Origin of the sequence: Phycicoccus jejuensis (assembly GCF_044797865.1) — a bacterium.
GTDB lineage: Bacteria > Actinomycetota > Actinomycetes > Actinomycetales > Dermatophilaceae > Phycicoccus > Phycicoccus jejuensis.
On sequence record NZ_CP085209.1, the window covers coordinates 793,213 to 806,027 of the forward strand.

General features: G+C 68.9%; 10 protein-coding genes and 1 pseudogene. 8 read left to right on the plus strand and 3 right to left on the minus strand.

The annotated features are described in order from the left end of the window. Positions 1–993 precede the first annotated feature (993 nt). Positions 994–1,914: a helix-turn-helix domain-containing protein gene (locus LG324_RS03635; protein ID WP_404351866.1), complete on the plus strand. Its 921-nt coding sequence runs from the start codon at positions 994–996 to the stop codon at positions 1,912–1,914. A 240-nt stretch (positions 1,915–2,154) separates the two neighbouring features. Here LG324_RS03635 and LG324_RS03640 read toward each other — a convergent pair whose 3' ends face one another. Continuing rightward, positions 2,155–2,388, minus strand: coding sequence for a hypothetical protein (locus LG324_RS03640; protein WP_404351869.1), 234 nt, complete (start codon positions 2,386–2,388; stop codon positions 2,155–2,157). A gap of 1,278 nt (positions 2,389–3,666) precedes the next feature. On the opposite strand from LG324_RS03640, the gene LG324_RS03645 reads away from it, so the two are divergent. Both LG324_RS03645 and LG324_RS03650 read left to right on the plus strand, forming a co-directional pair. Continuing rightward, positions 3,667–4,029 (plus strand): hypothetical protein, encoded by a 363-nt coding sequence (locus LG324_RS03645; RefSeq protein ID WP_404351872.1) that lies wholly within the window; start codon positions 3,667–3,669, stop codon positions 4,027–4,029. Positions 4,030–4,361: 332 nt separating this feature from the next. Next, complete coding sequence (locus LG324_RS03650; protein WP_404351875.1) at positions 4,362–4,547, plus strand: thermonuclease family protein; 186 nt, start codon at positions 4,362–4,364, stop codon at positions 4,545–4,547. Between the two features lie 46 nt (positions 4,548–4,593). Here LG324_RS03650 and LG324_RS03655 read toward each other — a convergent pair whose 3' ends face one another. Beyond that, complete coding sequence (locus LG324_RS03655) at positions 4,594–5,466, minus strand: hypothetical protein (RefSeq protein WP_404351878.1); 873 nt, start codon at positions 5,464–5,466, stop codon at positions 4,594–4,596. 217 nt (positions 5,467–5,683) lie between these two features. On the opposite strand from LG324_RS03655, the gene LG324_RS03660 reads away from it, so the two are divergent. Together LG324_RS03660 and LG324_RS03665 are read left to right on the plus strand one after the other, a co-directional pair. Next, complete coding sequence (locus LG324_RS03660) at positions 5,684–6,025, plus strand: hypothetical protein (protein WP_215520167.1); 342 nt, start codon at positions 5,684–5,686, stop codon at positions 6,023–6,025. Between the two features lie 35 nt (positions 6,026–6,060). After that, complete coding sequence (locus tag LG324_RS03665; RefSeq protein ID WP_404351882.1) at positions 6,061–7,440, plus strand: hypothetical protein; 1,380 nt, start codon at positions 6,061–6,063, stop codon at positions 7,438–7,440. Positions 7,441–7,708: 268 nt separating this feature from the next. On the opposite strand, the gene LG324_RS03670 is transcribed toward LG324_RS03665, so the two are convergent. Next, positions 7,709–8,035: an Lsr2 family protein gene (locus LG324_RS03670; protein WP_404351886.1), complete on the minus strand. Its 327-nt coding sequence runs from the start codon at positions 8,033–8,035 to the stop codon at positions 7,709–7,711. 624 nt (positions 8,036–8,659) lie between these two features. On the opposite strand from LG324_RS03670, the pseudogene LG324_RS03675 reads away from it, so the two are divergent. The 3 genes and pseudogenes from LG324_RS03675 to LG324_RS03685 form a co-directional block, all read left to right on the plus strand. Then, positions 8,660–9,283, plus strand: a pseudogene (locus LG324_RS03675) (type I restriction-modification system subunit M); the annotation flags it as partial. Positions 9,284–9,338: 55 nt separating this feature from the next. Beyond that, positions 9,339–10,556 carry an integrase core domain-containing protein gene (locus LG324_RS03680; protein ID WP_404351889.1) on the plus strand — a complete coding sequence of 406 codons (1,218 nt, stop codon included), beginning with the start codon at positions 9,339–9,341 and terminating at the stop codon, positions 10,554–10,556. A 619-nt stretch (positions 10,557–11,175) separates the two neighbouring features. Beyond that, the gene (locus tag LG324_RS03685; protein ID WP_404351892.1) at positions 11,176–12,369 is read left to right on the plus strand and encodes a Fic family protein; all 1,194 of its coding nucleotides are present in this window, start codon (positions 11,176–11,178) and stop codon (positions 12,367–12,369) included. Positions 12,370–12,815 lie beyond the last annotated feature (446 nt).

The following is a 12,815-nucleotide window of genomic DNA, read 5'->3' on the forward strand; positions in this document are numbered from 1 at the left end:
CGAGCTCGGCGAGAGCCTTCAACCCCACGAGTCCCGGGGGCAGCCGCGGGCCGCGCCGGTAGAACGGTCCCCACGGCGCGGTCGCCTTGCGCACCAGCGCCCGGGGTGCGCCGTACTCGGCGGCCACGGACTCGACGCTTCGACCCGACCGGCGCGCGCGCACCCTCTCCCTGACCACCTCGTGTGCTGGGAACGGTCCCCATGGGAGCGTGCGCCGGCTGATGATCTGCCGCGCGACCTGCTCGCGCCGCGCGATCGCCGAGACAGGCTCACCACGCTGTCGAGCCAGCACCCACCGCCGGACTCGTTCCGATGACAACTCCTCCAGCAGTTCGGTGCGGCCCAGCTGGCGCGTCGCACGGGGGAATGGCCCCCAGGGGTCCGTGGCGCGCGTGACCGCGTGTTCGCTCACCCCGTCACGCCAGGCGATCAGCGCCGGCGACTCTCCGTCCTTCCGGCGCGCGAGCCACTCCAGCGCCCGAATGGGCTCCCGTTTAGCCATCAATCCAAGGCATTGGACGTGGTGCGATCACGGCGGAAATCGCCCCGGCCGCCAAGTTCCATCCCGCTGTCGGCACGCTGCCATGATGGTACTGGTGTGCCGTGACCATCACGAATGCCGCCCGTGTCGTGAGGCGTGTCCGCGTGAGCAAGCACGCCTCACGACACTTCGCCGATAATCTACCTTATGTCATAATGGCGGCAATACGCCTCTCTCGCAGGGTGATAAGACGTCTCGCGCGACCGTGCACCCGGCCTTACGACGAATGCCCCTGTCTCGCTGAGCGGTCCTCGACCTCCGTTGCGGGTTCACCGGCGCGGTCGGCGAGATCCGAGACCAACTGCCCGGCGCTGTCCTAGCAAGTTGGGGCGGTGCTGCGCTCTGGTGGTGCCACGGCGTGTGCATAGGCGCTGCCACTGTCTGCCTGGGTTCGTGATGACACTTCGGTGGTCCAGGCCTGCTTACGGAGGTGAGCGGGCCAGGAGGTGGCGATGATGTATCGCAAGGCGTGGGAGGTGTCGTGGCGTCGTGAGCGCGCGGCCGGGGCCCCCGGCCGCTACGTGCCGGCCGAGCCGTCGATGGAGCGGCTGGCGCGGTTGCGCGACGCGCACGTGCCGCTACGGGCGTTGGCTCGCGGTACCGGACTGTCGGCGACGGCGATCCGCAGCATCCTCGATGGGGAGCACACCCACGTCCAGCGGCGCACGGCTGCGCGGGTGGCCAATCTGTCGTTGGCGCGGGTCTACGGAGAGCAGGCTCGGGGGCACGTCCCCAGGATCGGTGCACAGCGCAGGATTCAGGCCTTGATGGCGCTCGGATGGCCGCACGAGGCGATCGCGGCCGCAGGGGCCCAGAACACCTCCAACGTCCTGAACTCCGGTGGGCACCTGATGACTGCCGCGCGGTGGCGCGAGGTGCGGGACGTCTACGAGCGGTTGTCGATGACGCCGGGGCCCTCGCCGGAGACCCGCGGGTGGGCCCGCTCGCTCGGGTACGCACCACCACTGGCGTGGGACGAGGACGCCATCGATGACCCGACGGCCGAGCCGCAGGGGACCGAGCGCGGCGGTGGCCAGGCCGGGCCCCTCGTCGACTCTGTGGCGGTCAGTAGGGCCGTCGAGGGAGGTCACCCGCAGGGGATAGAGCTCAGCCGGCCCGAGCGGCTCATGGCCACCAGGAGACTGGCCGCCGCGGGCGCCTCCGACAGCGAGATCGCCGACCGGCTGGGCGTCTCGACCAGGACAGTCCTGCGGATCCGCGACGCAGAGCAGATCCCCGCTGGCCGTCCTCATGCCGCCAGCGGCGACGCGACGGTGGAGTGGGCGGCCGCTGGGGGCGCGACCCGCAATCCTCGCCGGCTACCCGATCACCCCTCCCTCGCCGGTCAACGAGCGATGGCCCGGACGCGCTGACTGATTAGTGAGACCGCTGAAGGTTCGGTTGACACCTTGAACACATCCGGTGCAGTGCCGCCTTGACTCGACACGACGCTGACGCCGTCAAGGGACAGCCGGCTTTGAGGCTTAGGTGATGCCATGCCGTGATAACACCACAGGTAAGACGGCAGATCAGTCCGACTTTCGGCCATACAGGTGCGGCATGTCCGGTCGACTCGCGGAGCCCCCGACGCCTTAGCGTTCCCTCGTGATTGTTCACATCGTCTGGCACGTCCGGCACGCCGCCAACACCGACGGATCCCCGACGCAGCACCGCGACGCTGAAGGAAGCTGCTCATCGACAAAGAGTTCGATGACGTCAAGCTCATCGGCGTCTACAGCACCGAAGCGACCGTGGAGGCGGCCATATCGCGAGCTCGCCTCCGCGAGGGGTTCCGCGACGAGCCCGAGTGCTTCTACGCCGCCCCATTCACCGTCGATGAAGACCACTGGACTGAAGGCTTCGTGAGCATCCCGTACTGCGAGCACGACTGACGGCTGGCGGCATGACAGCACGCCTGCCGGGCGATTCAGACGTCCGCACGCTGGTGCGCACTTCAATCGCCGGCGGCGCCGTCACCTGGAGCCCTACCTGCCGGACCCCGAGCCGCTTAAGGCCGAGCTCCTCGACGAGCTGGGCACTCAGGACGCCCCCGGGGCCGTGGGCGAGGTAGTGGCTGAGGTGCCGGCTCGCCTCCGACCGGGAAGTGCTGGTGTCGAGGGATCGCTGGGCTCGCCAGCGGGTGACCCTGCGAGGCGCTAGGACCGCTTACGGGGGGTGAAGGGGTGGCCGGATGCGCCGGCTGGCCCGTGTAGGGCTGGAAGGGCGGGCCCGGTGTCTAACCAACGGAATGGCGACCTGCCAGCGGTCCGGGGAGAGCTTCAGGAAGCCCAGCGCGCTGCTGCCGCTCTGGCCGAGTTGCTGAGCGGCGTTGTCCGGCGCGCGGGGCCGTCGACGGCCCCGGGGTTGGCGACGGTTGAGGACGTGGCGGTCGGTCGTGGATGAGCGAGTGAGCGCAGACCAGGTCATGGGGCTCCTGGCCGCGGCCCGAGCCAGCATCGGGCGTGCCACTGGCACGGCGGAGGACGTGCGGAGGTACGCCGGGAGCGCAGAGCGTGCCTTGGACGACGTCGAGGCCGAGCACGCCCGCTTCAGCATGGTCCCGCACGGATCGCTGGGTGTCAGCTACCTCACCGCGACCATCCGGGAGGTGGAGGTGCTGCGGTCTAGGTCTGCGGTGAGCGCGTCCACGGCGCTGGAGGTGCAGGAGGACCTGGAGGCTGCACGTGAACAGGTCGAGGGAGCGCGTCGGATCTTGAACGGTCGGGCCCCGGGCACGGTCACTGCGTCTCGTGAGATGGGTGAGCTCAGGGCCCAGCTCGACCACCTGGCCGGCGTGCTCGACCTGGCGTCGCCCTTGGCGGCCGCGGCTACAGAGCACCTGACGTCGGCCTCGCAGATCGCGACCCGCATCGCCACGCATAGCATCGCGGAGGACCAGCGGGCGGCGGTCGTCGCAGGGGTGGGAGTTGGGCCTGAGTGCGGCGGGGCGGGAGCTCGCACGCGGCGAGGTCACGGCCCGCCACCTGGATCACACGATGGGCTACGTGGCGACGACGGCGGGGGGGGGGCTTCGCGGGCGCCGACGCTCTCTCCGGGGCCGCCCACGACAGGTCCCGCTCCCCGCATGCGCCGGCGGGGTCCGATCTTGGGCCGGGGATGTCGCGGTGACGTCGATGGCGGTGCGAGACAGCGCGATCGGCCTGCGCGGTCAGATCCGAGCCGCCTTGGACTGTTTGGCGCCGGGTGACCTCGACCTCGGCGTGCTGCGGGATCATGAGGAGGGGCTGCGGCGGGGCTCGTCGTTTGATGTGGTGGTGCCGAGCCAGCACCTGCGGCGGTGTGTGGTCATCCGGGCGCTGCTGTTGGCGGCCGCGGACACCAGTCGGGCGGGTCTGCCGCCCGTCGGCGGCGTGCGGGTGCGTCGCCGGTTCCTCATGGCTGCTCTCGAGGTCGTGGAGGACCTGGTGTCTGTGGAGGCGCCGGCTCCAAGCCCCGTGCCCAGGCACGGGACCGGAGTGGCGCGATGAGCCGGCTGTCACGGGCTGTATGGGGGGTGCGGTGGCGGCTCTGGCGGTCGTGGGGGTGGTGCCCGTCGGGCTTCTGGTGGGGGAAGATTCACCGACTTCCGCCGGGTCGGTCGTCACGGTGGTGGGGATCCTTGACGGCGACACCGTGATCGTGGCCGGGGATGAGGCTCTGAACGTGCACCGGGTCCGGGTGCTGGGTGTCGACGCCCCTGAGATGGGGCGAGACGGGGCTGCGGCGAACTGTTGGGCGCTCCAGGCTCGCGAGCAGCTGATGCGGGAGGTGCCGGTCGGCTCCAGGGCCGTTCTCGTCCTGGTACAGCACGCAGCGTTCGGTGGACCGCTACGGCCGGCTGCTGCGCTACCTGCAGGTCGATGACCGCGACGTCGGCGCCGACCTGCTCGAGGCGGGCGGGGCCCGCACGTACTGGCCGGCGGGTGACGGGGAGCGGGCCTCGCGGTACGCGCAGATCGCCCTGCGCGCTGAGGGGGCGGGCAGAGGTCTCTGGGGAGCCTGTTAGCCAAGGCCGATCCCGGTGACTCCGGTGGCCGGCACCGGGAGGTTCCTCAGCGAGGAGGCACAGGGCTCGGCGCCAGGCTCAGTGCGGCCCCGGGCGCAGGCGGGGGTTCGAGGTCGCGAAGGCGGCCCCGGGTGGTCGCGGTCAGAGGTTGGCGCCGGAGCAGGCTGGCCCACGGCTCGGCCAGGCCGGCGTCGACCAGCGCCCCGTCCCCAGCGTGCAATACCGCGCGCCGCCAGTGACGTTCCCACCTCGGCATGAGGTAGCTGAGGGCTCCGAGCGTGCCCAGCAGGGCGGCCACCCACGGCTGCCCCTGGTGGACGGCTTGGGCGACGGCGATGCCGGCGACCACGAACCGCAGCCGCCACCCGATGGCCACGAGCGGCAGCCGGCTCAAGGTCGCGGCCAGGGCGTGGGCCAAGGCGCGGAGGGTGAGCCACGGCAGTGACCAGAAGGAGACCGCCAAGTCGCGGCGGAACCATCCGTCGCGCACGACACCGGCGGTGTGGCCGATCAGCGCGGCCGCCTGTTCCTGGCTGAGCCGACCGTCCGCCGCCGCGTCGAGGACGCCGCCGGCGACGACGACGGTGCGCCGGCCCAGCGGCTCGACGACCATGCGCCGGTCCCGTGGGTTGACGCGCAGCTCGACGAGCGGGGGGCCCAGGCGCCCCCGTGAGAGCAGGGTGAGCGCGGGACGGAGCGTGGCGAGCTCGTCGTCCTCGAGAGGGCGGGCGCGGGAGAGGCCGCGGGCGGCCGCCTCCTCTCCGACGCCGGCGGCCAGCAGGCCCAGGAGGACCACGCCGCCGACGAACAGGGCGAGACCCCACGGCGGCGGCAGCAGGGCGCAGAACATCCAGGTCAGGAGCGTGCTGGCCACCAGCCCGGGCCCCACGGCCAGGGCTCTCCACAGTCCTCGGCTCATCACATTCCCTTCCTGCACCCTCAGCGGCTAGGCCGAGTGGTTCCGACCTGTTGTGATGGCGACCCTTCCCGGCAGGTGGGGCCACTTACGGCGTGTGGAAGCAGTGTCCACAGGGGCGGTGACAGCCGCGGATATCCCCAGATCGGACCAGGCCTCTGCCAGGCGGCCGCAGGCTCTGGCTCGATGGGCTGGACCTGACCGGAGAGGAGCACCACCGATGACGACCGTGACCCCGACAACCCCTGCCCTACAGGCGTGGCGGGAGGCGATCGCGCTGCTGCACGACGCCTCAGACCTCGCGTACGCGGAGCGGAACACGTACGCCCTGGGTCTGTGGGCCGACCTGATCGGGTCCGCAGCCCGAAACCTGCTTCCGAGCGATCAGGGGCACATCCTCGACGAGATCGTCCTGCCACCTGAGGTGGTCGAGCGCGGGTTCTCCGCGATGGTCCTCGCGGCCGAGGAGCGGACCCGAGCGCACCCGATCGAGGAGTTCCCGCCCGGCGCCTCCGGGGTGATCGTCGAGCTCTGCAAGCTGGCCGGTCAGGTCTCGCCGTGAAGGGTGAGCCGCCTACGCCGGTCGTTGGGCGAAGTGTGGGTGAGCTGCTGCTGGATGCCGACCTGCACGCACGCTTGGCGCTGTGGGACCCCAACCCCGACGAGGCCGCGGCACGAGTTAGGACGTGGGGAGAGGTCATCGAAGCCGCCGCCGCGGTGTGGGCCGCGATCCCGGACCGTGACAACGACCCGACGATGGCGCAGCTGCACGCTCGGGCGGCCCGGCCCAACCCGCGGTGGCCAGGTGGAGGCGAGGGGGACCCGACGCTGACGACCGTGGCTGCTTCCCTGACCCGCGCGGCAGACCTCGTCAGCGCCCGCCGGCACCCGACCGCCGAGCTGTCCGAGGCGGGGCACCTGGACGCGGAAGCCGCGCGGACCCGGCTGATGCACACCGTGTACGTGGCCTCCCACGCCGTCGCGCTCTCCCTCGACCACCACGTGCGAGATCTCCGACGGCGGTTGGAGGCCGGGCGGGCGGTGCCTGCGGGTGAATCACTCACCCACGCCCGCACGGCACGAGAACGGGCGACGGCCGCCGAGCGGCTCGCCGGCCTCTACCTCGAGACCCGATGGCCCGCCGCGCTGGCGGGCCAGCACCAACCCAGTCCGGACACCTCGCGCCTTCAAACAGCAGTGGCGCGCTGGGACGTCGCCGCCCACCGCGCCCTCACCCGCTCCCCCACCATCGCGGACCTGAGCGCGGTGGCTCAGGTCCAGGCCCAGCTCGCATTGGCCACGAGCACGCTGACCGCTGCTGCGGCCCACGCCGCGCTCGTCGACGGCGAGTCGTTTGCGCAGCGGCTGGCCCCGTCCCTGGTCGAGGCGGAGCGGGCCTGGGCCCATTTGGGTGCCGATCTGCGACAGCTCACGGGCCGTGACCGCCGGCGCAACCCTGAGCTGCTTCTGAGCGCGAACGAGCTGACAGCGTCCCTGCGCGAGTACACCCACGACCAGTCAGGCCTGGCTCGGCCGTCGGCCGTTGCGCAAGACGAAGCCCTCTGGGAGGTGGCCAGGACGCTGCGCGGGGCAACTGCGGCGGCGCCGGACATCGCCCAAATCGTCCGAGAGGTCCTCGTGGAGGCAGAGTTGAGCGCGTCCGCGACGGCGACCCACGCCCTGGTCACTGCCCATCTGGGAAGCGACCGACAAGACGCATGGGTGAACCCTGCCGACCTTGCTCATCATCGACAGATTCCGCTCCCCCAGGCGGCACGGGGAGTCCTCGCCGAGGCCGCCGATCGGGCCGCCCAGGCTGTGAGCGCGGTCGACGTCGCCGCCGCGACCTTGCACCCAGCAGGCACGCCCGGCGCCCCGACCCGGGGCATGGACTCGGTCGCCACTGGATGGCGCCGACCCGAGCCAGAGCTTCCAAAGCTTGACTGGGCCCGACCGGGAGTTGGATGCGAACGGTGAGAGGCGTTGCAGTCCACCGCCGACACGCGCCCGGATGTTCAGCGCTGGGACGCATAGCGGTGCTTGCCTCGGCCAGTGATGGTCCTCGAACGCGGTTGGCTTGACGAATCACGCATCTCAATGGCCCGAGCCGTGTACACGTGCCGGCACGCGAAGTCCTCCGCGGTGGCCTAGGCCCTTGAGGCGTGGCGCCAACACCTCGGCTTAGAGGGAGCGTGCGATGACTAGTGGGCGTCCAATCGCGGTGCGCGCGGCTAGAGGCCGGGACCTAGCGGTTGTTGAGCGCGGCGGTGGCTTCCGTCGGAAGCCAGCCCCGGTCCTTGATGTCCGGGAATCCGTTTTGGCGCAGCCACTCACGGTCCTCCGAGGTAACGCTCGATCGGCGGGTAGGTGCCGAAGCGCGGGAGTGAGAGCCCGTGGCCTTTCGAGCCGCGTTCAGGTACGGGGTCAGGACCTTCTCCATGGCGTCGCGGTTCTTCTTCGACAGGTCGATCTCGTAAGTCGCGCCGTCGAAGGCGAATGTCACAGTCTCGATGTCCTTGCTCTCCTTGCCGTCCAGGTCGTCAGACAGGACCGTGATCGTTCGCTGCGCCATAGGGCTCCTCTCAACGGAGTGATTCCCCGTGGGTCAACCACACACACGGGGCTCAACATCTGTGTCGCCGCCGCAGGGATTCGGGCCAGGGTTCCGAACAAACGTTGCCGAAGCGAGCAGCTCAAGCGTTGTGGCGCATCATGATGCCGCAGGCATTCGGGAGCTTGCCAGATATCGACCTTCAGGCTGATCGTCCTCATGGCCCAGGTCTCGCGGTGGCGGTGTGCCCGGGGGGCGCGAACCCACAACCTACGGACTAACAGAACCTACGCAGTACCCGCGTGCTGACGGGCCCTGAGGTGCGCAGGCGGCTTCGAACGATGGTGGGTGATTGCAGCTACCCCTACCGCACGTGTGCCTATACGTGTCCCCCGCTGGACGGACCAACTTGTTGACGTCTGTGTACTTGGCTTGAACGTCGCTTGGCTTCCTCGGGATCGTCACCAGTACCTCGGGCGCCTGCGCCACCCCTCCTCGATGGGTCCCTTATGGTCCACCGGATCCGCGCACGGTCGAGGCAGAGGCGCGCGCTCCGGCAGTAGTCGCCGCACCCCAGCCTCCAAGTCAGGGGCTCGCTGACCGGTTGGTGCACCTCTGTCCTGCCTACCTGAGAGACTTCGGCCCGTGAGCCAGAGGATCAAAGAAGCCGAGCGGGCCGAGCTGCATAGGATCATCTGGTGGATCGCCAACGACCTGCGCGGCAGTGTCGACGGTTGGGACTTTAAGAGCTACGTCCTCGGGATACTGTTCTACCGGTTCATCTCGGAGAACCTCACCGCCTACCTCAACGAGGCCGAGCGAAGCGCCGGGAACCATCACTTTGACTACTGCGACCTCTCGAATTCTGAGGCCGAGTTCGGCCGCGAGGAAACGGTGAAGGAGAAGGGCTTCTACATCCTTCCCCAAGACCTCTTTGCAAATGTTCGCACCAAGGCCCGCCACGACGCGAACCTGAACGAAACGCTGTCCCGGGCCTTCACCAACATCGAGGCCTCCGCCGTTGGAACAGAGTCAGAGGACGGCATCAAGGGCCTGTTCGACGACCTCGACGTCAACAGCTCCAAGCTTGGCCCCACCGTGGCCAAGCGCAACGAGAAGCTCGTCGGACTGCTCGAAGCCATTGGCGACCTAAACCTCGGCAACGGTGGCTTCACCGAGCACACCATCGACGCCTTCGGCGACGCCTACGAGTACCTCATGGGAATGTACGCGTCCAGCGCGGGCAAGTCGGGCGGCGAGTACTACACGCGGTCGGGACACGGGGGACGTCGAGGGCGGTGAGGCGCTGCCGCCGGCGCCGTCGGTGGCCACGATCAACCGGATCCTGCGCCGCCATGACTTGGTGAAGCCGCGTCCGCGGAAGAAGCCGCGGAGTGCCTACATCCGCTTCGAGCGGCCGGGGCCGATGCAGCTGTGGGGCATCGACATCGTCGGCGGGGTCGAGCTGGTCGGCACCGTCACCGGCGAGGTGCGCGAAGCCAAGGTCGTCACCGGTGTCGATGACCACTCCCGGTACTGCGTGATGGCGGTGGTGGTGGAGCGGGCCACCGCGCGGGCGGTGTGTTTGGCGTTCGCCCAGGCCTTGGCCCGGTTCGGGGTGCCCGAGGAGGTGATCACCGACAACGGCAAGCAGTTCACCGACCGGTTCAGCCGGTACGCGGGTAACCGCGGGGAGGTGCTGTTTGACAAGATCTGCCGGAAGAACGGGATCCGGCACCGGCTGACCGCGCCGGCCTCGCCGAACCAAAACGGGAAGGTCGAACGCTTCCACGGCGCGTTCCGCCCCGAGATCACTGCGGCCGGGCCGTTCACCTCGATCGAGGCGGCCCAGGCCCGGGTCGACGTCATCGTCGAGGCCTACAACCGGGACCGTCCGCACCAGGGGCTGGATGAGCAGGTGCCGGTGGTGCCCGCGGACCGGTTCACCCCGGCGAGCAGCACCGAGATCGAGCTGTGGCTGCCGCCCGCGCTGGAGGTCACCGCAACCGTTCAGGCTCCCGACGTCGCCGACCCACCGGCTGTCGCGCCGATGCCGGCGGTCGAGGCGTCGCTGACACCGGTGGCTCTCGAGCTGGAGCGGACTGTCCCGGCGTCGGGGAACCTGGCGGTCCGTGGGCAGCAGTTCTGGCTCGGCCCGGCACGCGCCGGGCAGGTCGTCACGTTCTGGGTCGACTGCGACTGGGTGCACCTGTCCGCCGGCGGGGTCCGGATCAAGTCGCTGCGGTCCCGGTTCAGTGCTGCCGACCTGGCCTGGCTGCTCGTGCATGGTGGCGGCGTCCCTGCCGGCCCGGCCCCGATCGCTACCCGGCCCGGGCCGGGTAGCCGTGCCCGACACACGCTCGTCGAGGTCGAGCGGACCGTGGCAAGGTCCGGGACCATCTGCCTGGGCAGCCACGTCGTGCTCGCCGCGGAGATCTTGGCCGGCCGCCGGGTCGGGGTGTACATCAAGGACGGGGCGCCGCTGCTGTTCTTCGACCCCGACACCCGTGAGCTGCTGCGCGTCCGCCCCAACCCGCTGTGACCTGGCGAGGCGGTCCGGCTGCAGCGATCCCGTCCGCCCGGGACCCCGCCGCGGCCCTCCAGCGAGCCGGTCACCGTGCAACGCCGAGCCTCCAACTCCGGCGTGATCCTGGTCGCGGGTCAGAAAGGTCGCCCTCGGCCGCGAACACGCCGGAACCACCGTGACCGTCCACGTCGCCGAGACCACCCTGGCGATCGAGCTGCCCGAGAACGACACCCGCGTGGCGAGGCGCACCACCGACCAGCCCGTGCGTAGCATCAAAGGACAGCGGCCGCGGACCGCTGCCACCTCAGTGTCCTAGCCGAGAGTGTCAAGCATCAGGTGACACCAATCCGTCAAGAATCTACTGCGTCAAGACAGCCGTCCGCGCGTCGCCTTACATCGCACGCCTGTGACGGTCCTGCAGGGATGAGGTAGGCACTCACGCATCGAAGCGTGACAGAGGCGTGTCCAACTGGGAGGTCAGATTAGGGCTCGGTTAAGGATCGGCAAGCCTCTGACCTGCACGGTTGCCTACGGCTCGGCCTGTACGTAATCTTCGCAAATGAGGTCACTAGCGCAGTCGCATCCGTGGATTGACTTCACCTTCGACACTCGACGCGTCCAAGCTCGCACGTGGATGCTGCTTGGAGAGGCGTACTCCAAGTGCGAACATCTCGTCGGATCGCCGCTCAAGCCAGCTATCGCCAAGGAACTTGCTGCCATCTCCCTGACCAAGGGGGTTCACGCCACCACGGCGATCGAGGGGAACACGCTCAGCCTGGATCAGGTGCGGGAGCGAATCGAGGGAGGAAAGGCGCTTTCCGAGTCGCTCGAGTATCAAGGCATCGAAGTGGAGAACATCGCCAAGGCGCTGCTTCTGATCGACCACGAGATGGTCGATGGCGCCATGCCTGGGTTCACGGTCGAGCGTATCTTGGCCCTTCACGCAATGGTCCTCACTGGCCTCGCAGAACCGCCGGATCGTGCGCCAGGCGAATTCCGAACACACAGCGTCGGGGTTGGCACGTACGGCGCCCCTGAATGGAACATCGTCGAGGACCTGATGAGCCAGATGGTGGAGTGGCTCAACTCGATGGATCCGGGCTTCGATACACGGCGGTCCGATCGCTTCGCTGCAGCCGTCTTCTGCGCCGTCCTCGCGCACCTGTACATCGCATGGATCCACCCCTTCGGGGACGGCAACGGCCGCACTGCGCGTTTGGTCGAGGTGCACATTCTCGCTCGGAGTGGGCTCATACCGATGGTGGCGACGAACTTGCTGTCGGACCACTACAACACCACCCGGCCGAAGTACTACGAACAGCTTGCGCGAGCGTCGGCGACTGGTCAGCCTTATGACTTCGTGCACTACGCCGTGACAGGTTTCGTTGATCAGCTGCGTGAGCAGATCCAGACTGTAAAGGCGCACAACCTACGCGTGGCCTGGGAGTCGTACGTCCACGAGGGCTTTGCACATGTGAAGGCAACCGACGCGCGCTCGCGTCAGCGTGCGCTGGCCCTGGCTCTTCCGAGCGATTGGGTGACGAAGAAGCAGGCCACGGAACTCACCCCAGACCTGATCCGCGAGTACGCGGTGGCAGGACCCAGAATGCCCGCACGGGATCTAAACAAGCTCGTGGAACTTGGGTTGGCCTACCGAGACGGCGCTCGGTACCGCTCGGCAGTCGACACCCTCCAAGCGTTCAGTTCGCCAGTAGCCAACGCAAGTTTGGAGGCTGAGCTTGAGATCTTGGATGGCCTTCCTGAGCCTCCAACTGTTGACCTACCGACCCTGTTTGACTGGGAGGCGTCAGTCAGCGCTCCAGTCTGATGGCTGGGTTTCACAGACTGGGCTGGCTCCTTGTAGCGGAGCATCTGTAGGGCTCGGCGGGTTGGGTCAAGGGTGGCCGCAGGCCATCACGCAGTGACGCCGAGGGCGCCCTTGACGCGTTCCGGCGGGCCCGGATGATGGGGAGCGGGGGAGCCAGCCAACCCATGCGACCGTCCCTACGCACGGCAGCGATGTGTCCGGACGGTGGCCATGGCCTGAGCTCAGGGTCGCACGTGCGTCACGATCGCAGCGCTGGCTCCAAAATGGCCCCGAAACCGCGCACGGCGCACCGAGGACGACCGGGCGCGACCGAGTGCGACAGCAGACGACAACCGGCGTGCCGCCGCCCGTGACCTGCTACTTTGCCAAGACATGGGTGTCGGCTGATGGCGTGCCGGGTCGGCTCCAGGAACCCCCACAGCGGTCTACGGATCAGAAGGTTAGGG